The organism is Erysipelothrix inopinata (assembly GCF_014396165.1).
Lineage (GTDB): Bacteria > Bacillota_I > Bacilli_A > Erysipelotrichales > Erysipelotrichaceae > Erysipelothrix > Erysipelothrix inopinata.
This window is the reverse complement of sequence record NZ_CP060715.1, coordinates 1,053,660-1,078,070: the sequence shown is the minus strand read 5'-3', so window position 1 is coordinate 1,078,070 and position 24,411 is coordinate 1,053,660. Positions and strand designations below refer to the sequence as shown.

General features: G+C 32.6%; 18 protein-coding genes, 1 pseudogene and 1 riboswitch. Of the genes and pseudogenes, 2 read left to right on the top strand and 17 right to left on the bottom strand.

Translation table 11 applies throughout. The annotated features are described in order from the left end of the window. Positions 1–82 precede the first annotated feature (82 nt). A complete protein-coding gene (locus H9L01_RS05200; RefSeq protein ID WP_187534948.1) occupies positions 83–3,550 on the top strand; it encodes a MucBP domain-containing protein in 3,468 nt (1,155 codons plus the stop codon). Positions 3,551–4,034: 484 nt separating this feature from the next. Here H9L01_RS05200 and H9L01_RS10675 read toward each other — a convergent pair whose 3' ends face one another. The 14 genes and pseudogenes from H9L01_RS10675 to H9L01_RS05135 form a co-directional block, all read right to left on the bottom strand. Further along, entirely contained in the window at positions 4,035–4,397 is a 363-nt protein-coding gene (locus tag H9L01_RS10675; RefSeq protein WP_223151048.1) for a hypothetical protein, read from the bottom strand. Between the two features lie 110 nt (positions 4,398–4,507). Next, positions 4,508–6,778 (bottom strand): DUF4268 domain-containing protein, encoded by a 2,271-nt coding sequence (locus H9L01_RS05190; protein WP_187534947.1) that lies wholly within the window; start codon positions 6,776–6,778, stop codon positions 4,508–4,510. A 26-nt stretch (positions 6,779–6,804) separates the two neighbouring features. After that, positions 6,805–7,317 (bottom strand): DUF262 domain-containing protein, encoded by a 513-nt coding sequence (locus H9L01_RS05185; RefSeq protein ID WP_187534946.1) that lies wholly within the window; start codon positions 7,315–7,317, stop codon positions 6,805–6,807. Between the two features lie 73 nt (positions 7,318–7,390). Next, entirely contained in the window at positions 7,391–8,815 is a 1,425-nt protein-coding gene (locus H9L01_RS05180) for an ATP-dependent DNA helicase (RefSeq protein ID WP_187534945.1), read from the bottom strand. Between the two features lie 209 nt (positions 8,816–9,024). Next, a complete protein-coding gene (locus tag H9L01_RS05175) occupies positions 9,025–9,159 on the bottom strand; it encodes a helix-turn-helix domain-containing protein (protein ID WP_187534944.1) in 135 nt (44 codons plus the stop codon). 127 nt (positions 9,160–9,286) lie between these two features. Further along, positions 9,287–9,541, bottom strand: a complete 255-nt coding sequence (locus tag H9L01_RS05170; RefSeq protein ID WP_187534943.1) for a hypothetical protein — start codon at positions 9,539–9,541, stop codon at positions 9,287–9,289. 475 nt (positions 9,542–10,016) lie between these two features. Beyond that, a complete protein-coding gene (locus H9L01_RS05165; RefSeq protein ID WP_187534942.1) occupies positions 10,017–12,473 on the bottom strand; it encodes a hypothetical protein in 2,457 nt (818 codons plus the stop codon). 136 nt (positions 12,474–12,609) lie between these two features. Further along, entirely contained in the window at positions 12,610–15,102 is a 2,493-nt protein-coding gene (locus H9L01_RS05160) for an RNA-directed DNA polymerase (RefSeq protein ID WP_187534941.1), read from the bottom strand. 902 nt (positions 15,103–16,004) lie between these two features. Continuing rightward, a complete protein-coding gene (locus H9L01_RS05155) occupies positions 16,005–16,256 on the bottom strand; it encodes an IS3 family transposase (protein WP_187534940.1) in 252 nt (83 codons plus the stop codon). 78 nt (positions 16,257–16,334) lie between these two features. After that, positions 16,335–16,505 (bottom strand): annotated as a pseudogene (locus tag H9L01_RS10985) (IS3 family transposase); the annotation flags it as partial. Positions 16,506–16,875: 370 nt separating this feature from the next. Next, entirely contained in the window at positions 16,876–18,408 is a 1,533-nt protein-coding gene (gene guaA / locus H9L01_RS05150; RefSeq protein WP_187534939.1) for a glutamine-hydrolyzing GMP synthase, read from the bottom strand. A gap of 175 nt (positions 18,409–18,583) precedes the next feature. Continuing rightward, positions 18,584–19,096: a hypothetical protein gene (locus H9L01_RS05145; RefSeq protein WP_187534938.1), complete on the bottom strand. Its 513-nt coding sequence runs from the start codon at positions 19,094–19,096 to the stop codon at positions 18,584–18,586. Between the two features lie 84 nt (positions 19,097–19,180). Beyond that, entirely contained in the window at positions 19,181–20,521 is a 1,341-nt protein-coding gene (locus H9L01_RS05140) for a murein hydrolase activator EnvC family protein (protein WP_187534937.1), read from the bottom strand. Positions 20,522–20,608: 87 nt separating this feature from the next. Then, on the bottom strand, positions 20,609–20,722 hold the full coding sequence (locus H9L01_RS05135; protein WP_187534936.1) for a putative metal homeostasis protein: 114 nt from the start codon (positions 20,720–20,722) through the stop codon (positions 20,609–20,611). A gap of 128 nt (positions 20,723–20,850) precedes the next feature. Here H9L01_RS05135 and H9L01_RS05130 point away from each other — a divergent pair, with 128 nt between their 5' ends. Continuing rightward, positions 20,851–21,105 (top strand): kinase to dihydroxyacetone kinase, encoded by a 255-nt coding sequence (locus H9L01_RS05130; RefSeq protein ID WP_187534935.1) that lies wholly within the window; start codon positions 20,851–20,853, stop codon positions 21,103–21,105. Positions 21,106–21,141: 36 nt separating this feature from the next. Here the strand turns inward: H9L01_RS05130 and H9L01_RS05125 are convergent, their stop codons facing one another. The 3 genes from H9L01_RS05125 to H9L01_RS05115 form a co-directional block, all read right to left on the bottom strand. Continuing rightward, positions 21,142–22,323: a cation:proton antiporter gene (locus H9L01_RS05125; RefSeq protein WP_187534934.1), complete on the bottom strand. Its 1,182-nt coding sequence runs from the start codon at positions 22,321–22,323 to the stop codon at positions 21,142–21,144. 40 nt (positions 22,324–22,363) lie between these two features. Next, positions 22,364–22,431: riboswitch (Fluoride riboswitch) on the bottom strand. A gap of 29 nt (positions 22,432–22,460) precedes the next feature. Then, on the bottom strand, positions 22,461–23,348 hold the full coding sequence (locus H9L01_RS05120) for a hypothetical protein (RefSeq protein WP_187534933.1): 888 nt from the start codon (positions 23,346–23,348) through the stop codon (positions 22,461–22,463). Positions 23,349–23,569: 221 nt separating this feature from the next. Then, complete coding sequence (locus H9L01_RS05115; protein ID WP_187534932.1) at positions 23,570–24,403, bottom strand: hypothetical protein; 834 nt, start codon at positions 24,401–24,403, stop codon at positions 23,570–23,572. Positions 24,404–24,411 lie beyond the last annotated feature (8 nt).

Here is a 24,411-nt window from a genome sequence, read left to right as displayed (position 1 = left end):
GTCTGTAAGAAAAGGAGACAATTTTTAAGGTAGCTACCGGTTTTATAGTTTCTTTTTCATAATAATATAGGAGGAGCTTTTTATGCGTCTAACACAAGTAAAATTTAAAAGAATGACTCAATTAGCATTATCATTGCTAATGGTTATTTCTTTACTTGGTTTTCAAGAGATGTCAGTAAGTGCAGCTGACGACGAATTACTAAAAAACACGGATTTCACAGTTACATTCTCAGCTGGTCATTATGCGCCACAACCATGGACAGTAGGTTACCCATCAACTAACTTACGAGATACATGGTATACGGATAACATGCCAGAAGATCAATGGCAAGAACAATACAAACCTATTCCAGGTGGAGCTGCAATTCGTGCATTTATGGAACAAGGTATTAGAAGAGTAGGATATAGAGGCAATCGACTAACTCAAACTGTTGAAGGTCTTGTTCCAAATAGAGTTTACAAAATTGATAGCACTGTAACTATGACAAAGAATAATGCAACAGGGATTTTCACCGCAAAGGTAGAAGTTGTAGATTCTGGTGGGACAGTTGTGATTGGGGATAACACGATAACGGCTGCTGCTGGCGAAGGTTCAACTGCCGAAGGTCGCACTAGTTCTAAATCGATTTACTTCAAACCTTCGGGTACAAAAGTTACGATTAATCTAAAAAACGAATCATATGATACTCTAGAAACAATCGCAGAATTTACCGGAATTAGTTTAAAAGCGGTAACTTCCGGTGGTGTAACAGTAAATCATGTTGATACTGATGGTAATCCAATTGCAGACTCAACAACAATCACTGGTTTCGCAGGAGATGCTTATACATCTTCTCCAGTTACCAATAAACACTATACTTTAAAAACTACACCTGCCAATGCATCTGGCAAGCTTCCTATCGATCATGAAGAAATTACCTACGTTTATGAAGCTGCTGACGGCGAAAACGTTACTGTTAAATATGTAAACTTAAAAGGTGACCCAATCTCAGGAGAGGACACTTTAAAAGGTAAAATTAATTCTGATTATGAAGCAGTCGCAAAAACTATCACCAACTATCACCTTGTAGAAACTCAAGGAAGTGCAAAAGGTAAGTTTACAGATACTGCTCAAACAGTCACATTTGTTTATGACTTAAATAGAGGTGCTGATGTCATCGCGAAGTATGTTGATATTGATGGTAATAAAATTGCAGAGGATGAAACCTATTCAGGCGATGTTACTGCTCATTACTTCACGACCGATAAAACAATCGAAAACTATGAATTAACTGTTCAACCAGATAATGCTACAGGTACATTTACGGATCAAGTACAAACCGTAACTTATATCTATGACCTTATTCCCGGAGCTAATGTTACCGTTAAATATGTTGATACTGACGGCAATGAAATTGCGGATTCCGAAACTTTGAGTGGTAAAATTACAACTGATTATACTGCTACAGAAAAAACAATTACGAACTATACGCTTACAAAACAGCCTACTAATGCTACTGGTAAATTTACAGACACAGCTCAAACTGTTACGTATGTTTACGATCTTGTAGACGCAGCTAAAGTTACTGTAAATTATGTTGATACTGATGGCAATGAGATTGCAGATTCTGAAACCTTGAATGGTAAAATCACTACACCATACACAGCTTTAGAGAAGACTATTACAAATTATGCCCTTACAGTTCAACCAGACAACGCTACAGGTACATTCACAGATACTGAACAAACTGTAACCTATGTCTATGACTTAATTGCAGGTGCAAATGTAACAGTTAATTATGTTGATACGGAAGGTAATGAGATTGCCGATACCGAAACACTATCGGGTAAAATTACTACCGCTTATACTGCAACAGAAAAATCAATTACAAATTATGCGCTCACAGCTCAACCTGAAAATGCTTCAGGTACATTTACAGATACAGAACAAACCGTAACTTATGTCTATGACTTAATTGCAGGCGCAAATGTAACAGTTAAATATGTTGATACTGACGGTAATGAAATCGCTGATACTGAAACACTATCCGGTAAAATTACTACAGCTTATACTGCAGCAGAAAAATCAATTAAGAATTATGCACTCACAGCTCAACCTGGAAACGCTACGGGTACATTTACAGATACTGAACAAACTGTAACTTACATCTATGACTTAATCGCAGGAGAACCTGTTACCGTATTATATGTAGATACAGAAGGTAACGAAATCGCAGATACAGAAACATTGAATGGTAAGATTACGACACCTTATGCTTCAGTAGAAAAAACGATTGGTAACTACAAGTTAGTTGAAGTCCCTGCTAATGCTACGGGTACATTCAAAGACACTAAACAAACAGTAACGTATGTTTATGATCTTGTAGATGCAGCTAAAGTTACGGTAAAATATGTTGATATCGATGGTAATGAAATTGATGATACTGAAACACTATCAGGTAAGATTACGACTGCTTACGCCTCAGTAGAAAAGGCAATCGAAAACTATTCATTAACTTCAAAACCAAGCAACGCATCCGGTACATTTACTGATACAGAACAAACTGTCACTTATGTCTATGACTTAATTGCAGGTGCAAATGTAACAGTAAAATACGTTGATATCGATGGTAACGAGATTGCGGATACAGAAACCTTATCTGGTAAAATCACAACTGCTTATACAGCATCAGAAAAGACAATTACAAATTATGCACTAACAGCTCAACCTGACAATGCAACAGGCGTATTCACAAACAAAGTTCAAACAGTTACTTATGTTTATGACCTTATTGATGGTGCAAAAGTTACTGTCAACTATGTTGACACTGAAGGTAATGAGATTGCGGATACTGAAACCCTAAATGGTAAGATTACAAAACCATATACGTCAGTAGAAAAAGTTATTAAGAATTATGCATTAACTACAAAACCTAATAATGCAACTGGTACATTTACAGATACTGAGCAAACAGTAACCTATGTATACGATCTTGTAGACGGTGCTGCAGTCACTGTAAAATATGTTGACATCGATGGAAATGAAATTGCAGACACCGAAACATTAAATGGTAAAGCTACAACACCATATACAAGTGTTCAAAAAGATATTAAAAACTACACATTAACAGAACAACCTACAAATGCATCAGGAACATTTACAACTGAAGCTCAAACCGTTACATATGTGTATGATCTTGTTGATGGTGCGAACGTTATTGTGAACTACGTTGATACAGACGGTAACACTGTATCACCATCAGAAGTACTTACAGGAAAGATTACAACACCATATTTAGCAACTGCTAAGAATGTTGAAAACTACAAACTTACTGAAGTACCTAAAAACGCATCTGGTACATTTACTGGTTCTGAACAAGTAGTTACCTATGTATATGAAAAAGAAGAAGTTGTGAAAGTTACTCCAGAAAAACCTGAAGATCCAACTCCAACAACTCCTGAACCTAATTTACCTAACACAGGTATTGGTATAAATTACATGAATTACTTTTATGTACTAATCGGATTCGTTCTAATTGTTCTTGGCAAAAAGAAATATAAAGAGAATTAATCATTAGGTAGCAAATTTGAAGAATAATTATTGATTTGTGAAAATAGAAATATATAAATCCCTTTAAAATCTGGAATCATCGAGAAACGAAAAAACACGGTAAAATTGCCGTGTTTTTTCGAATTTATACAACAAATTATTCTAGTCCATTGACGATTAAAGTTTTTATAACATGAAACATTTCTAATGAGTACCTTTATTGTATTGTTCTTGAATTCAATTGGACAGTTTGTTACTCTTCGACTGTTATATCAATTTAATTAATTAAAATTTTGCATTTCTACTTTCTAAGCGTTCTTTCAACTCTAACTATTTACTTATTTACGTAATTCATAAAATTATACGTGAGATAATCAGATTAATCAATGATTATCAGATTGCCTTTCAGGCAATAAAATAAAGTGTAATCTGATTTTAATTCATAAGGATCTACAATCATAAAATATTTATATCCTAAATCTAGTAAAACTAATTAATATATTTTCTACCTATACTTGTGAGGTGTATGCAGTTTACTTTGGTATCTGTCTTTGTTACTATCAATAAAATCAGATGCTTCCTCGAATGTATCTCCATAAAATGTAATTCCCAATAATTCCTCTATCTTTTGGATATATCTCTTCTGATTATCAGTTATTATTTGAGTACCGTAATTCCTAATGTTATCTGATGAAACATCATTACATGTTCCGCACTCAGAACAGGTCCATATTCCATTAAGAGTCGAAAATCCACTTTGATTATTCATGTATGCATTACAGTTATCACATATCCAATCACAGCCCATATCATCAGTCGAAAGCCCATCAATGGCTGCTTGTAAAATATCATTTAAAATATTCATCATCTTTTCCTCCAAGTTGATTAGTGCGAATTACTTATCTTACTTTCATTGTAATCTATTTTAGTATAATATCCAATTTATGCATCATTTTTTCCACGTAGTGATAAACACAATTATTGTATTCGCTTCTTTAAAACTATTTTCTCATCAATTAAACTTATATTGCTTATATCGTAGCCGCTCTCAAATATTAAATTAGGTAAAACATGCGTCTTAGAACATTTCCAATATGCGTTGTAATTATAAGCAGAATCACAAAGTTTAGAATTGATAATTTCTTCAATTTGACTGAACGATAATATAATAATCTCATCGTTTTTCTCTTGTAGGTATTGTTTCAGAAAAGAGAATCGACTTTCAGGTGAATCTCCTGCATTTATTAATTCCACCTCAATAAGTGCATTATAGATTAAGTCATACTTTTTAATCATCCAATCAAATATTTCTTGTTTTTTTGATGGATTAAAAATATCGTATTCTTGTTTGTATAGAATTCTTTTAGCGGTACTACCGGTTCTCGATGAATACCAGTTCAGTTTATCTCCAAAATGGTATTCAATTTCATCTTTTCGTTCCTCTAGTTTAACAAACATGTCTAGATCATATGCATATATCAGAAGTGTGATGTATTTACTACTTGTAATTGTAAAAGATAAATGAAATTGTGCATTGGGAACTGTTATATCATACCAGTTTTGTGCAAACGGTTTTCTGTTAACGAGATTATCTCTACCTATACTTTTACAATAATTAATAAAATCAATCCAAAAAGAAAGCTGTTTATTTCCTAATTCATTCGAAGAAAAATTATCTAGATCCGTGTACGATTTTGAGTTTTCTTCTAGCACCTTTTCTTTAAGAAGGTCTTTAGGTATTTCTCTTCCATCGCGCACAAATGAAACGTAGACAAGCCTCTTAAATTGATCAGCACTAAAGCTAAATTTCCATCGCTTTTCCATGAAATTCAAGAGTTTAATGCTTCTTTGATAAATAATTTCCGCAGTCCAATCCTCATATTTAGAAACCTCTATTTCAGAATGAGAGCCATTCTCATAACCTCGTCTACCATCTAGCTTTGATATTTTTTTATCTTCAAAGCTATCGTTTTGTAGGGATGAGTTTATGCTTTGTGAAAGTGGGAGCAAGTTTCCAAGAGATCCTGACAGCGATATTATCTCATCAGAATCAAATTGTCTATAAGTGTTTCTCCAATAGTATTTTGATGGTTTTTGCGGAAGTATATGTTCTATGGAAACCTTGTCCCTTTCACTTCTTGTAAATAGATTCCAATCCAGTTTTTCGATATTATTTTTCTTCGCCAAACTTATTTCATATTCATACAAGAAGTATCGAACAGTATTCCATCCATAGTAACCTAGTTTACTGTCAAAGTTTTTCTCAATTTTCGTTACATAGTTTTGTAGAGCATAGTCCGTATTAGCATTAGTTGTCGCTTCGATTTCATTAATTACCACATCTAAATCTATTTCATTCCAGTATAATTTTTTTGTTAATCGATTAAATTCACTACTTCTGAATGTTGCTTGGTTTGAGCCAATTCTGAAGCAGATAAAAATGAATCTTTCAATTGTTCGAAATGCATGAATTCGTTGTTCCTCGGTTAAGTCTCTCTTGCTAATAATTACCATTACTAGCGGTCTAAAATACACAATACCGATTCTATTTAATTTATCCACCCATGTTCTTTCATAAGGTGTAAGATTCGTGCTCTCATTAGGAAAGTATGTATCATACCAGTACATCGACAAATCCTTTAGACTATTGACATAAGAATCAATCTCATTAGGTGTAAGTTTTGATAGTTCAAGTGTTTCCAAGTCATCATTTTCAATTATTGTTTCTTCATCATCATAAGTAAATCCAGAAAACGAATCCTCAAAATCATTTGAATCTACTATTTTCATTTCAAATATTTTTTTTGAAGAAAATTTATTTAAGAGAAAATTAATGTAGTCATCACCTTTTTTACGAGAATAGGAAAAATAACAGATCCAATGTGCTCTCAGAAATTCATCATCCGACAGGGCATTTTTTTCATTTCTTCCTAGCTGATAATACACTTCTTTCCATGCATTGTTAATTTGCTTACGTAAATCGATTTTATCGAGTTCATCAAAAAAATCATCTGGATATAGGGTGGTAAGATATATAAGTCTATTTTTTAAAAGTTCTAAATTTGTGAGTTTTTTCCCTCGGTTATTCATTGTTTCAAAAGCTACGAAAACATCATATTCATCATCAATAACATGAATGTTAAACATCAACTTCTTCGTAACTTTTGAATAAAGTTCATTAAATCCTTTAATACCTTCATTCTTATAAAGCTCAACTAAGTTTTCATTAAAGAATTTTTTTGCATTCATTAAATTTTTCGTATAATACGTTTCATTTACGCCCCAGAATATGGTTCACCAAATATTCTATATTTCAAATAATCCGAACTAGGATTATCTACCTCATAACCAAAAAGATAGGTGGTTATCTGATTATTTGGTGGTCGGTGACGACAAATATACTTTTTTTTAATATCTTTTAAGGTCTCAAATCCTAGGACGATATCTTCTTCGGACTTATCGGGGTTATTTAATTTTGCTATTTCTATGAGTTCATTTAGTAATATTATAAATGTAGTGAGACGTTGTTGACCATCCACTACATGGCATGCTGTAAAGCCTACTTCAACCATCCATATGTCGCTGCCCCATGTCTCTATTTCCTTTTTTTCAAGTTCCTTTAGAGATAATAATCCAATGTAGTGGTATCGTTCTTTCTGAAGATTAGTAACGTCATCCCAGAAATCAATTAATTGAGATTGCTGCCATGCATACCCTCGTTGGTAATCCGGTATACGAAATAATCTATTTTGAAATAACAATGATAGTGGTTGCAATTCATTTGTCATTCTTTAATTCCTTTCTATACATAGTCAGTTAGCAACTATGCTCATCTAAAGTGTCGATTAAGTCAAAGATAAATTATTCCACGATGGCATCTTTTTCAAAATTCAGCTTTCTCTTAGCCTTTTTGATTTGTTCTATAACAATCTGAGGATTAGATAATATATCTTTTTCGTCTAGGTTTAATAATCTTAATCCTAAACTTGAAACAACTTCTTTTTCTCTTTTGCTCATTTCTACTTCTAGATTATAAAAATCACTAACCCTTGGATCATGCTTCATATTTGATGGGCTAATTGATTTGATCAATGTTAATCCGTCTACACTTTTAACACGACTCAGAGCAACGTACATTTGTCCAGGATTAAAGAAATCCGGCGATAAATTTATCTTATCGAAAGTTTGTCCTTGTGATTTATGAACAGTAATCGCGTAAGCTAACTTTAGAGGAAATTGAGTGAATGTGCCTATTATATTAGTTTCCATTTTCCCCTCTAACTCTCCGTACTCGTTTTCTTTTTCAACGTATTCATATATGGAGTTGTTAAATTCATGAACGTCAATCGAAATTACGTCATCATCGCCGTCAATTGTTACTAGTATTTGATTCTTTTCTAACTTTTTCACCACTCCAAGAGATCCATTTTTATATTTGAAACCCTGTATATCATTAACTAGCATCATAATCCTAGCTCCCACTTTTAATTCCAAAACTTTAACTGCTAGTACGTTTGCTTCAGTTATATCACCTTCTATTTCAGCTTTATAAATTTTTGATTTACCAGGTAATTCATCTAATTTTTTTTGGTTAACCTTGTTTACATCATTATTTGTTCCAAACAAAAATATTCCTTCATTGTCTGGCTTACCTACGAGATTATTGAAATAGGGAATACACTCTTTATTTCCTATTCTCGCAGAGTTCAGCTTGTTTATAAATTCCGAATCATCTTGGCGCATTATTTCTTTAAGATAAACTGTTTGGAAGTTGAGCGTGGTCCAAATATCTGATTCAAATGCGTATCCGTTAACAAAATTTGGATAGTGATCCTTAAGTATTCCTTTATTTTCTCTCGTTGTAATTGGAGATAATTGAAAAAAGTCTCCAACAGTAATGATTTGTTTCCTAATTCCTGATTGTGCCTCAGCTTCAAAAATCATTTTAATTACAAACTCAAACAAATCAATTCTACACATTGAAATTTCGTCAATAACTACTACATCTGCTTTTTTTAATGAATTGTTTATTTTCATTTTCTCACTTCCGACCAGTGGGTGATGTGGTACATTAAATTGTGAGTGAATTGTTGAACCGCCAATATTAAGTGCTGCAATTCCTGTTGGAGCAACCAACAATACTTTTCTATTTATTGCTTCACACTCTTCAACAAACTTGTTAATTAAGAAAGATTTACCGGTTCCCGCTTCACCAGTAATAAACACATTATTCTTCTCCATCATTTCATTAAATGCAATTTGTTGACTATTTGTTAAAGTATTCATTACAATCCTCTTTTCTTACATACAATCCAATTATAGCAATTTCAACCAATACTTCATACCTTGACCCAAACCTTAATCACTAAAACTAAATATATAATAGTTTATGAAGCTTTTACTTTTTTTTGCTTTAAGTGAAAATCAAATTAAGACCTGATCAAAAATAGTGGTAAAAATGATTAGTCAAGTGTAAATTTTTTGTGTGAAATGCATTATATCAGTAAATGGATCAAATCAATCCTCTTTCTCATTTCTTCAGCTATTTCTTTTATTCTTTTTATTCCGTTCAAGTATTCTTTAACAACCTGTTCTTTTACTTCTTCTGGATATTTATTGCTTCCAACCATTGAAAAAACTACTCACTTTTTGAAGTGCCTGTTTTAATTCATTTCGGGTGTCTTCTTTAAGGGGAGCTTATCAATGTTTTATGTCAGTTTTTTTCACTTTTATTGCATTAAACATATTTGGGCGAAGTTAGAAAAACTTCAATATCAGACTCAAAGATATTGAAATTTTTAATCCAATGTTCACCGTTCGATTCCATACAGACTTGTGTACATTGATTTTCAATAAGCTCCGCACGCAAAGGTCTATCGACTCATTATTATATATTGAGAAGCTTCTTCGAATTAACGTTGAAATACCACCGTGATTAACGTTCACAATCGCTGCAACGATGATATTCTTGCATGCATCCATTCCACAACAAATATTACGTATGACTCTCATACGTCACACTCTTTCCGAGAATGGATGGGACGCACATTGACTGTCATCTAAGCGAATCATGGTTGAACAATCAATCGTAAGTGGGTAGGCTCATAGTTCTAATTATTTGTACTTAAATCGAAGATGATACTTATAATTATTTAGAGTAGATTTCCCTACTTTCCTTCTTGTCTTATTTAGTTTATCCTTTTCTATATCGTATCATTATTTAGAATTTCAAAGTTGGACAGTTCAATGTAATATTTTTAAGAGCTAAAAGCGGGGTAATTGAGGAAATTATTAAAGGTGTAACCATAATTACTACCAGAAATGTCGTGTGAGAGAGATCCCTGATTAACCAGTGGTTGGCGGTAATCCTACTACCATTATTAAACACTCTTACTGAAAAATAAAATATTAGATCTACTCGGTAGAAATTGCTAATTAAATCATTTATGTTCTTTCTGTTAGGCGGTATTAGTCTGTTTTCTCCGTACTAGTATTGTAATTCTTTCTTCTTAATTAATATGTTGAATATTTGATTTGAATTCATTTCATCATTAGCATAGATATTCATCTTAGGCTGGTTATACTCTCTAATTACTGGAAAATTGCCAATTTTAAGTAGTCCATTTCTATTATCATGTCCGATATCACCGTACATTGATGTTACTTTAGGATATGCAGTCTTCCACAAATTCACAAAGTTATCATCTACAATTTTACTTATCATTGTTAAATAATTCACTTCCCAATTAGAGATTGAAAAACCATTCATAAAAGTTTCTATTTTTTCTTTTGAATCTACACTCCCAGCAAATACTTCAATAATTAAAGGACACTCATTTAAACAGCAAATATCAGTAACCAAAACATAGTTATCTTCACAAATAATTCTAGGCCTGAATCCATCGCTAATTTCATCAACCATATAGTGGTTTAATGTCTCAAGAGTGCTTTTTCCTGATTGAGTCAAATCAAACACAATCTCTATTCTGTTTATTTTTGAATCCTTACTATTGAAGTTATAACTATTATTCTCTTTTTTTAGTGAAATTGTTTGAGAAAATCCTATTAAATTGTTTCTTTGATTTGGCTTAGTACAGTAATCTTTAATAGCCATTTGAGCTGTTGAGTCATTTCCTAAATGGTCTTTTGTTAGTAATAAGCAATTTTTATCTAAATTCTTAATATGTTTTGACAGTATTACATTAAAATCGATAATATCATGACAAACGCTTATTAACTTTACAAATGCTTCTACAGATTCTTGATCATAAATTTCGTAATATACTAAGTGATTAACAAGCCTGAAGAAATATATTGACTCGCAAATCGTAGTGTCAAAATCGAAACACAGTCCAGATTTTTGTAAATCCATAATTTTTAGAATCTGATCAATACCGACTTTATTCAAACTTAGAAAAATGCCTAACGGAACATAGCAAGCACTTTCAATACTTATTTTTCTGAATAATTTTCCAAGTTGATCTATATCCTCATTAACGATTTTTTCATCTCCAATCTCTAGGTAGTAGCTATATGTAATATCTTTACTTTCACCATTATCATTATAAATATTCCCATCTCTATCTAAGAAGCCTAATCGATTATCATTGTAATTGATTGGTGTATCAGATTTTTCTATCGAGAAAACATCTCTTTGCCTTTGCAAACTTAAAAAATCAAAATTTTCAATATAAGCAAAAGTAACTACGGAATAGAAATTATCAGAAAACTGTATTGGATAAAATCCTTTTAAATCTTTAACATGTTTACTTTTAAAGTTATTTTTTTCTGCAGTATACTCTAAATCTGCTAACCATATAGTCAGAAAATCTACAAGATTTATCAGCGAAATTTCTCCACTGTCTATGTAGTTAGTGAGGATACGTTCTTGAAGCCCGACCGTATCATTTTCGTTAGTTAAATCCAATAAATCATCTGTGCAAATTCCACATTTCAAAATCAATTCGGCGATAAATCCTAAAGTAACATTATTAAATGATGAAAGATTATCGTAAAAAAATTGTAGTCTATAGTTTTCTATTAATTTATACACAACATCTGATGAATTCATTCGATGAGATTTTTTATCAAAAATAATAACCTCATCTCTAAATGTAAAATCATTAGTAATAAACAACTCCTGATTGCAGAAGTAAAAAGCATCTTTTGCAAATACATTATAATGTAAATCACCTATTACAAAATCAAGTAATCTAAGTATTTGTTTTGGATTTCTTTCTTTTATAATATCATTCCCTGATTTAAATTCATAATTATTAATTTCTTTTATAACAAACCAAGCAATTTCCTCACCCTTGATATTAGTTTCTGATTGAACATAATGATCACCGCCATCAAAATAGTCCTTACTTTTTGTTGTTCTGATATAAATCTTATTTTTTGATTTTGCCGAAATTACAATTAATCCATTATCAACTAAATTTTTCACAAAATTTTCATCACGATCAGCTTCCGAAATGTAGTCAAAGAGCACAATATTACAGGATTTTAATAATTTATTAAGTTCTGCAACATTCTCTTTATATTTCTCTGTGTCTCGAAAAATGCTTAGAGAAAGCAAAATAATTCCAATTTCTTTTTCACCCATTCTAGTGAATTTTTCTAAGTCAGATTCCAAAACATACTTCATTATATTTCCCAAAGGAAAAACTAATTTATTTTCATTATTTCTCACAGTGAAAATTCTATTAATACCATCCAGCTCTAATGAAAACTTTGATATATCTGTAGATAGTTGTTCTAACGCGTTTATATTCCCATCAAGATTATTAACTTTTTTAATGAAAGAAAAAAGTTTGGTCTCGATATTAATTGGATCATTTATCGGTATATTTTCGATATTTGAATAAGCATTAATAATCTCCTTATCAAGATCACTCTGGTATTCTTCATTAATTGAATGATTCGTAATTTTACGAATCATTAGTATGAAAGTTTTTATTGTTAATATTGGATCTTCAATCAAATCCTCAGAATAATAACCGTTAAACTCCTGTAATAATATGATTATATTTTGGGGTTCCTCACTCAAGTAGACAGCTTTATATAACTCGTTTATTTTACTTATAGTTCACATCCTCTTTAGCAGTCATTTCTACATGTTTTTTGATAGCATTTAATGTTTGTAAATCATCAATGTTTTGCACGATAACTTCGTCAATATCTAGTTTCATCAAGTATGATTCACAAATTAATAATAAGGATTTATCAGAAATAAGGTCTTGATCAATGAACATGAATAAATGATTAATAAAAACACTAAAATTTAATGATTCACTTTTTAAATTTTTAAAAAGTTTATTCTTTACACAGAGTTCCACAAGTTCATCACTAGAAAATAGAAATGCATATATCTTCATGAATGTACTTCCTCTTCCTAATTCCTCTGAAAATATACTTTTTGCATTTCTTATAAAGTACATTTTTTTATAGTAATCATCCGTAGATGTTGAAAACAATAAGCTGCAATCATCAATATTGTAGTTACTCAACTTGTCTGAAATTAAGTCACTCTTTTCTTCATTAGTTTGCAACATATTTTCGTTAGATGTATTAAACTCATAAGACATTTTATTACCAAAATTAATTGTTCTTTTTTCTTCTTCTGTTAAATCACTTAATTCATAATAAATTCTTGTTTTATTATTATTTAATGGTAATCCATTCTTTAAGAGTAATATTTTTAATTCATTATACATATCATCGACATCATCCTTAGGACAAATTATGCACATGTCATCGACATATCTTAAAACAGTTGAACTTGAATGGTTTTTTAAAGCTTCATCTAGAATCAATTGAATAAATAGCTCAGAAATTATTCTTGCATAAGCTGGACCTTGCGGCACCCCTTTTCTTGATTTTGTCAACTCATACATGAGTTTTTCATTATAATTAACAAGATATTTTAACTGATAATAAACACTATCATCAACAGTTAGCTTATTCAATTTTTCAGACAGAGTAATAAAATCAATGTTCTCGTAGAATTTCTTCAAGTCTAACTGAATCAAAGCATAATCATCAAAAAAGGGGATTTCTAAGTATGTATTTATACGTTTTGTATATTCTTTCCATGAATTGAACCAATTAAAGAATATGTATCTTTTAGATGAAAAATTGATATTGTAACTAAATGACTTAATGTTTTGAAATCGATTAAGTGCATAGGAAATATTCAGAGCTAACTGTGTTGTTAAAATTCGATCCTTATAGCCTAACGAAACGAGTTGTCTATCCTTATCCTTTTCTTTTCTAATATACCTATAAAATTCGATATTTTCTGAATGTTTATTTTTCCCAAAACATATCTCTTCAATGTCAGAAACTATAAATTCATTGGTTCTAACTTGATTTTTCATAAAATCAATATATATGTTTGGATTAATAACTTCGTCATTTTCAAAAAAATAATTTTTTTCTTTGCTGGCTGTATATGATATATTACTTAATATATCAATTTCCGTTTCGGTTTTAATATCAGTTATATACATCAAGTATTTATCATTAGTTTTTCTCATAAAGAAATCTACAGCAGTATCTAGAGGATTAAGATTCTCGCTAAGTTTACAACAATATCTATCAAATAAGCTCCCCAGCGTGAGTATCCCATATCCCTGTTTTATTTTATTCGTTTTTCTGCGGGAAATTTCTTCATTATACAGTGGATTATCCTCCATCAAATATTCAAAAAAAGAATCATCACTAGAAAATCCTGTACTGGTTCCATAAAGCACTAAATAATCTACATTTTCTAATTGACCATTTTTAATTTTAGTAAAGAGTCTCTCATATGGTTCTAATTCAGATAAAATAGAGTAAACTTCTCTAAAGAAAACCGATATATTAGTATCTTTTTCAGATTTAATCGCATGCTTCTTAAATACCGATTGAGAATTTGTCGAATCTTCATTAAGTAATGCAATCAGTTGTGAAGGAGTTTGAAACGTATATTTCTCTAAAATTTCACTTTGTTCATCTATATTTATTTCTTTTTTTAAATCAAGCTCATTTTCAAAAAAAAACGATTGGTTTCCCATTTTATGTGTTGATAATGGTAGCTTTACTTGCTTGCCTACCTTATTACCGGCAGATGTCGGTGTTGCAGGAAATAAATCAATCCCATATTTTTCTTTATCGTATTTAATATCTAAAATAAGATACGAAACTATTCTATAGGCATCTCTTTTAGATATAAACTCATCAAATATTATCCATATATGAATTCCTCGTCTTCCTGAGTATTCCTTCAAATATGAAATATTTAAACTATCTAATTTAAATATGAAGTCATCTACTATCTCTTCGTACATCAACTCAACATTAGGATATTCTTTGTCTTTACAGTCAAAATCAATACAAACCCATTTTACATTTCCATTTAGTTGCTGATATATTCCCATCGAGCTTTTTGATTTAAGCATAGATTCGATGATTTTACTACTTACATTAATATACTTAGTATAATATTTTCCATCTTTTCCCTGAATTGCACAAGCCATATGGTTAACTACAAATTTTTCATATAATTTCTCTGATATTTTTCGGTACATTTTTGTTCTCCTTGTTTGAAATTATTACTTCTCCTAATGAGTAAAATTAAGTAGCAATACTAGTGTTATTTACATATTACTGAAATGAAGAAAATTGCTGTTGAGTACCATTTTGTTTGTTCTACTTATAGATGTAAATGTCTTAATCGAGTGGCACTCTATCCACTTGTTCATTTTAAGATAAACTTTTTTTATTGAAATTCATCATTGTAGCTTTATTCTAACAGATATATTTGATATTTTTCTACCTGTTACTATCATTATATCTTAAATCACTATATTAACTGCCATTTATTAGACACAGTATTAGTTAAATAAAACACCGACCAGAATTTATACTATGGAATGTCAACACTTTAGTGGACATTTTTTATAAGGAGTTATTATCTTTGTGCTCAACTGGAGGAAATATCCAGGCGCTGAGTGTAATCTTCTATTATTAAACCACCAAATATAAGCCGATAGTTTCTTTTCCAACTAATCAAGTGATTTGAATGAATTTTGCTATACAAATTCCGTTTTTATAGCTTTAAATATCTCTTCTGCTACGGCATTATCATATAGTGTACACTTATTGCTCATGGACCGTTTTATTTTAAATGTTTTAGTGTTTCATTTATTAATTTATTTTTTAAATTCATTACCTCTATCTGCAGGGAAGTATTGTACCTTTGATAATTTTTTTTTGATTCTTGAAAATGCCTCCATGACTAAAAATACATTTTTACTAGAACCGAGCTGTAACCATCAATTTCCCGATTGTGTAAATCAAGAATCATACAAATACAATTCCAACTTCCATCTACTCTTACATAAGTTAGATCACTGACGAGAACCTCATAGCTATCTCTTCCATCGAATTGTCTATTAACTTCATTTGCTACAGTATCTTCGTTAACTGTTTATTTATGAACTTTATAATGGGCAAGTACACACGTTGAGATTAACTCCTCAACCTGCATGATACGTGCGATACGTCTTCTTGATACCACGACTCCTTCACGTCTGCATTCTTTTCGGATACAACGTGATCCATAGGTTTTTTGATTATCATTAAAGATTCTTACTACACGTTGTGTTTCAGTATCGATTTTCGGTTTGCTAATTTTATATTTATAGAAACCTGATATGCTAATATCGAGTATTTTACACATAGATCTTATTGGATATTTGTGCGCATAAGATTTGATATTTGATTACAATTATTTTCATCCAATAATCAGAGCTACTTGCTTTAAAATATCATTTTTCATTTCTGCATGTTTCAATCGCTTTTTCGATTCAATTATTTCTTTTTGTTCGGGAGTTAAATTATCACGTTCTTTAAATGATCCGGATAGTTCATCTTGCTTAACCCATTTATGGAAAGTAGAAGCAGTTAAGTCATACTCTTCAAGAATTTCTTATGATGCCTTACCATTTTTTTACAACTGAACCATTTATCTTTTAAAGTCCTCTGTATACTCTCTTCGTTTTCTTCGTGAGTTTGTATTTGCTCGTTTTCCTTTAGTTTACCACGAACTTCTTATCTTTTGTGTCAACCAAAGTGTAATGATTGTGTAAAATAGTGGGGGAATACAAAAAGCGATAACTCAGGTACTGACCCCAGGTAATGGGACACAATAAAAAGCTAAGCATCTTGTATTCGTACAATTGTTATAAGACAATAGTGCAAAAATGAGGAGCTTGTCATATGGGTAGAAAGAATAAATATCCTGCATTAGTAAAAGAGCGTAAACCCTTATTAATAAAGGACTTACTGCTCTTATTCTCTTACTCCCACTCAATTGTTGCGGGTGGTTTTGAGGTCACATCATACACTACACGATTAATTCCCTCAATCTCATTCACAATTCGTACTGACACCTTTTGAATTACATCATAAGGAATACGTGCCCAATCAGCACTCATCCCATCAATCGAGGTAACCGCACGAAGTGCTAAGGTATAATCGTAGGTTCTTTGATCTCCCATAACGCCAACCGATCTCATATTTGTTAGCACCGTAAAGTATTGCCAAATCTCACTTTCAAGACTTGCATTCGCAATCTCTTCACGGAAGATCCAATCACTGTCTTGAACTTTTTTAATTTTATCTTCGGTAATATCACCAATGATACGGATTGCAAGTCCAGGACCTGGGAATGGTTGTCTATGAACAATATGTTCTGGTAAACCGAGTACGAGTCCAAGTTTACGAACTTCATCTTTGAAAAGTGAACGTAGCGGTTCGATTAGTTTAAATTGCATATCTTCAGGTAAGCCACCGACATTATGGTGTGACTTAATCGTTTGTGCAGTTTTAGTACCGGATTCGATGACATCAGCATAGATAGTTCCTTGTGCTAACCATTTCGCATCTTTTAGTTTCTTAGTCTCGTCATCAAATACAGCGATGAATTCTGTACCAATGATTTTACGTTTTTGCTCAGGATCATCAACACCAGCGAGTTTATCAAGGAATCGTTTTTGAGCATCCACTTTAATTAAGTTAATTTTGAAGTGATCTCTAAATACTTCCACAACTTGGTCTGCTTCATTTTTACGAAGGAGTCCGTGATCTACAAAGATACATACGAGTTGGTCACCAATTGCGTGGTGAAGTAGTGCGGCTACGACTGCGGAGTCTACACCACCAGATAAAGCACAAATAACTTGATCTGTTCCGACTTGTTCACGAATTAGTTCTGTTTGTTGTTCAACATAGTTTTCCATTGACCAAGTCCGTTCAGCATGACAGATATCTGAAACAAAGTTTTCGATGATATCAATACCGTGTTCTGTGTTTCTTACTTCTCCATGGAATTGAATGCCATATTGATGTTTCTCCACATTTCCCATCATTACGATATCGGTATTATCTGATGAAGCATAGACTTCAAATCCTTCAGGTACTGCTTTTACTTGATCACCATGGCTCATCCATACATTGAATGTTTGAGGTAGGTTATGGGTTAATGGATTCTCTTTGAGAATATTAATAGGTGCTAAACCGTATTCCTTCTTTGAATGAGATTCAACTCGTCCACCATTTTGATGTGCCATAAGCTGCATTCCATAACACACTCCCAAAATAGGGAGTCCAAGATTAAATATTTCCTGGTCAATATGATAAGCGTTCTCTTCATAAACAGAGTTTGGACCTCCTGAAAGTACAATCCCTGCAATATCTTTATCTGCACGAATTTCTTCAGCTGTAATTTCATTATCTAAGAGTTCACTGTAAATCCCTAAGTCGCGTATGCGTCTTACGATAAGTTGATTATACTGAGAACCAAAATCTAACACAATGATTTTATTTGCCATCTAAATGGGCCTCCTTTTCAACATCATTGGGTAACTTTCTTGAGGGTTTCCTCACAATTTGTGGTCCTGATGCGTCACAAATATTTTAGCATAACCCTCTTTTTCAATCCTAGAAAAAAGCTAAAAAAATTGGAAAAAATCTTGTTTTTTTCATGTTTTTTTAGCTGTAAGCGTATTAATTTATAATTTTTATACATGACTGGAGTGATGATAACTCCAAATATTCTAATGCATTGGGATAATGACTGGTATGAAATTGGAAAATTCTATGACGTTGAATATCGTAGATATCTACAAGATAGTCATGGATTCCAGTACGATTCATTGGAACTTTTGTCTTTGATACTTCAATAGCATCAATATCTCCAAATGGTATTTCAGTTATCTGTCGATCTTGATAGATAACCACCATTTTCTGATACAGTTCAATACGGCTCTGACTTGCATTCCAATTCATACGTGGTATGTGGATGACAACAGAATAGCCCAATCCAATCAAACCCAACATTAATACAAGATACACAATAAAATTAGTAAAAGGTGTTCTCCCATTTAAGAGTGTTGGATACTTTAACATAACAAAACCAACACCTAAGATGGCTAAACTTCCAAACAAAGGAGCATATTTTTCGTATCCGTTAAAACTTTGACCACTAGGGATTACCTTGGTAGTTCCATTTCGACCCATACTATCACCTTAATCTATATTTTTAATATAGCATATCTTTTTTAGTTGATGTCTTATATGAAATATCTTTCATTAATGGGGTGATTAGTACGAAGCACCATATTGGTAATTCCAAATTTCTTGAGGATTCTCTCGACAAGGTACTCCTGAAACTGAACAACGATGGTTTAAGCCATTACTAGAGGCACTACCAGTACTGAAAGTATTACTACCATTCCATCTACTGTAAGCTTCTTGAATTGATATATTACCGAGATTATAGGCTTCTGCATGAACATGGGGACCTGTAGAGCTCCCTGAGGAACCAACACGACCTACGACATCTCCAGTTTGAACTACGGTTCCTGCGGGCACTGTGAAGCTTCCACTCATAAGATGTGCATAGAGAATACCATAGGATGTTACACCATCACTAACAATCATATTCATATAGTTTCCATAGCCACCGTTACAACGACTTCCATAGGACCCCCAAGTTGGACAACCACCATGAGTTCCTACTACAATACCATTCCCAGGAGCCAAAAGATTCATTCCCACGTTTCCATTCACTGGTGCAAGATCTACCCCAAGATGTGTTCCACCCCATGGATAGGACCATACACCGGCTGATACCCAATATCCTGTTGCGAGAGGTCTCGATAGTCGACCTCCACTTGGTGCAGGTGTTGCATTACCTGGTGTTACTCCTTGAAACTTTTGTTCATCTATAGCTACTTTACTATTAATCGTTTCTTCTTCAATCATGAGTGATTCCTTTTGAACCATCAATTCTTTCACAATAACGCCAATATTTTCTTTCGCAATAGATGCTGATTCATAATCCTTTTCTAGAGTTTCTTTTTCTTGAATCAACGTAGCTTGATCCGTTTCTAACTGAGTATGCTTAGTATTCAATTCGTTCAATGCTTCATGATATTCATTCACTACTTCACGGTTTGCTCTTTGAATAATATTCACGGCTTCAATGCGACGTATAATGTCAGCAAAATCTCTGGAATCAAAAAGGAACTCAAAGTAGTTATTCACACGCATTGTCGATTGACTTCGAACCATTTGTTTCGCTACTTCATCTTTTTTCACTGTTACCTTTTCATCAAGCACCTGAATTTCTTCTTGAGACTTGGTTATACTTTCATTCAAAGCTTCAATTCCAGATTCTTTCTGAGTAATTTCCTCTTGCATTGCCACCATTGATTGTTGGTAGAGTGTTAACTCTTCTGCATAACTATCTAAGTTTTTATTGATGTCATCAAGATTTGCTTTTGTCTCGGTTAATTTTTTAAAGTTTTGACATCGAGCATCATTTTTGTCAGTAGTACATAATTCAGTAAGGGTCTCTGCTTCAACCAATTGTGGTGAAACTTGAGTCAATCCAATTAGTAGTAATGCCACTAGAAATCGAATCCAACGTTTCTTTTTCATCGTATCATCCTCTCAAATATTAATAGAAATGCACTCTTTCGAGTGCATTTGTGCGAACGTAAGGCTTTAACTATTTCTTCCCCCTCATTATTTCTTTTCTTTGAGTCGGTTATGTTCTCGTATCATCGCGAGTGCTTTTCTACGAGTCTTCTTGTTTCTAGAATTAACATACCGATAAGCTGCATTAACATCTTTTATCATATCTACCTCCAATTGCGAACGATTTGCATTTGAATTATTCCATACTTTTAATGAGATGTCAACACACTTGCAAATGATTCGCATTAGGAATATACTAAATTCGTACTTAGAAGAAAGGACTCACATTTATGGAAACAGATTACCGTTACGATACACAACTTCTAATTGAAGGCACTGACTTATCAGAAGTTGAAATTACGAAACACTTTGAAAATGAATTTGAGGGCGATTGTTTGCTGGTTGTCGGTGATGATAGTTTAATCAAAATTCACTATCATACAAACGAACCATGGCTTGTGTTAAGTTACTGTGCAACACTTGGAGAAATATTTGATATTGTTGTGGAAGATATGTTCCGCCAATCTCAAGGTAAAAAAGGATAATTAAGAAACGATCGACTGCATGGCCGATCGTTTTATTTAAATATCATGAGTTAGAAACTTCTTATAAGTAAGATCAATTAGTATTGCCCCTACTGGTGCTGTGAACAGGATGGCGATTACAGAAATTGCTAGAATCATTTCCCCATTTGGGAGTCCCATTGCAAGTGGTATTCCCCCTATTGCAGCTTGAACGGTTGCTTTTGGAGTACCCGCTATTGCAGCAAATATTTTTTCTTTTCGTGTGAAGTCACTTCGACTAACACATACCATGACTCCAATACTTCTCACAACAAGTGCTAATACTAGCATGATGATAGCCAGATATCCTGCTTTGCTTGCGTAACCAAGGTTAACTGCCGCACCAACAAGTGCAAAGAGAAGAACTTGCGCTCCAACCCAAAGTCTTGACAGCTGATGGGAGATTGCTTTCGCATCTTCAGGATAGGTTTTTAAGAGAGTAACTCCCATAGCCATAACTGCAATTAGTGCTGAGAATGGTAAATAGTTTGCAACTAAAGGCTCCACTGTCAAGAGAACAAAACCAATACTCAAAACTAAAATAGTTTTTATTTGGATTGAAGTATTAATTCTTTTAAACACATAACTGACAGCAAATCCCATCACGATTCCCAAGCCGATGCCCAAGAGAATCGTTACTGGAATCATTACAAAATCCATGGCAGAAACACCTGAGTTCGCTTGGAATCCTAATACAGACGTAAATAATACAATATTAAACACATCATCTACGGATGCTCCTGTAAGTACTAGTTGTGGAACACCTTTCTTGACACCATACCCCTCTTTCATTAACTTCAACATTTTTGGAACAATCACTGCAGGTGACGCTGAAGCAATAATTGTACCTAAAAGTAATGCATCAATTGTATTAAAGTTAAACAACCACTTTGATAGAAAGAATGTTGCAGTAATCTCAAAACAAGCGGGCACAAAACTCATAAATACAGCTTTAGACCCCATTTTTTTAAAGTCATCAAGTTCCAATGATAAACCTGCTTGAGTTAAAATAATCAACAATGCAATTTGCTTTATATCACCACCAATATCTAATAATGAGGCATCCAATACATTCATACCATAGGGACCTAGAATCATCCCCGAAAGTAAATAACCAATAAGTTCAGGTAATCTCAACTTCTTAAATACAGCAGCAAGTAGATACCCAACCATAAATATTAACGCTAAACTTAATAACATATGTCTCTCCTTTAAGGCTCAAAAAAACCTACCAAAAAAATTTTTGGTAGGCGTCATTAATTATCACTTTAGATAATGGTTCTAGCGAACACCATCGCTTTATTAAATATAACACTGGTTACTAAGGAATGCAAATACTAATGCCATGTTTCTCCTTGATCATCAGAACAATACGTTGATTCTGGTATTTTTTGCGTTGACCACGGATCAGTTCCTGTAGTGATGCAAAGTTTATTATCTACTTCTTTTAAGGAGGTTACCGCATAATTCCTTCTTTCAGTAGGCTCAATCTGGGTAAGTTTCCAAGTCATTCCGCCGTCTCTTGAAAAGTTGAATGTTATCTTGTCATCACTTACATTATAAGAAAATATAAAATAGTTCTCACTCACGTCATAAAAATTGAAAACGCCTCTTGAATTGGGAACATACCCTTCTAAATACCACCCACCATTATCTCTCGGTGAAAAGATACCAATCATATCTGTTGATCCAGCTTTCCCCATATTAATAACAGCACGTTTTGTATTTTGGTAATAAATCTTTCCAGACAGTGTTTCATATATTCTATTTTCATTATATACTTCTAAATCTGTAAAAACTGGGTCAATCGAATGAGATTCCTTTTCTTCCTGATTGGGTTCCTCAAACACTATTTCCTTTTCTTTTGAATCACTTTCCTCGCTCTGAGGTGTTGAATCATTATTCTTATCCGGTCTTAAATTTTCGGTATCAATATTATTAACCGCTTGATTTAACTCGTTAAACAATTGAGCCGGATCTTTAAATATACCTCTGTGATATTTTTCTATCTTGCATTCACCTTCAGTGATTGTTGCTAAAGTAAAACTCAATGAACATGACTTCGCATAAGTAGGACTCTTAGAAACTGTAAGTGGATTTGCTTTTTTTAATGCAAACTGATTTTTCCATCCTGTTGTAGGTACTGCAACATAGTTTTTACCATCCACTTCAACATATTCTGTATAGTGAAATGATGCATAGGATATATACGAATATAGTCCCATAAAGATACAGATTATTACGGAACATGATATTAAAATGACGTGTCGAAATGCTTTATCTGAGGGGTCTTTAGAAACCAGTTTTCTTAAGTATCTAAGAAATAAAAGTGCTGCTATTGAAAATATTAATGAAACGCCCACTATCATGAAAGGTGTCAGATTCAATAAAAATATACTCATACAGAAAACCCACAATACAACCCCAATCCATACTTTTTTCTTTGTCATGAGTCAAACCCCTCTCCTGCATGACGCATCCAAATAGAATCTTCGAGCATAAACTTTTTCTTTGAACCATTTAAATACTCTACTTCTAAAACTTCTTTATCAATGATTGTTTGCGGTGTGCATCTGACAACAAAATTCTTCCCCAACGATTGAATAGAAAACACCAAGAGTAAGCCTGTTAATATTATTAACAACTTTTTAGCCAACTTAGCCGATGGATTATCAGGGTTAAGATGATTTATTTTGGGTGGCATGAATACTATAGCAATCATGATCACAACCCAAAGAATCTGCAAAATTACTAAGATATTTGAAATAGTTGGAGTTAAGACGAGTTCTGTTAATGAGTTGAAAGATTTTTGAATCGTCATAAATCCAAAGTATAGAACCAAAATGAGGAGCATAAAAACATAACTTGAAGCTTTGAGTCTTACTTTACGAACAAGCTTTCTTAAATAGGGACTATGATTTAAGGTTAGATTCACAAACCGTCTATTACTTTTCAATCCATCAAGACTTGTAATAGTATTTAGTTCTTCCTGGAATTCCTCAATAAACTTTTTGTTTTGATAAAGTTCTTTTCTTGCCTCGAAATGTTTTTTTGTTTCATAAACTGTTGATATTGAAAATAATTGGTGATATTCATCCAGTACAATTATCCTGTCTTTAGTATCGGGTTCGTGGTTTGGATAGAGCTCTTTAATTTTGGCGAACTGTTCATCATCTATACTACAAACATAGTAAGCAACTCTTTGATCTAAAAAATTAAAATCTCCGACTTTTAATATCTTACCATTCGTTGATAGATATTCATAAAGGTTTGTGTCCATGATATTAC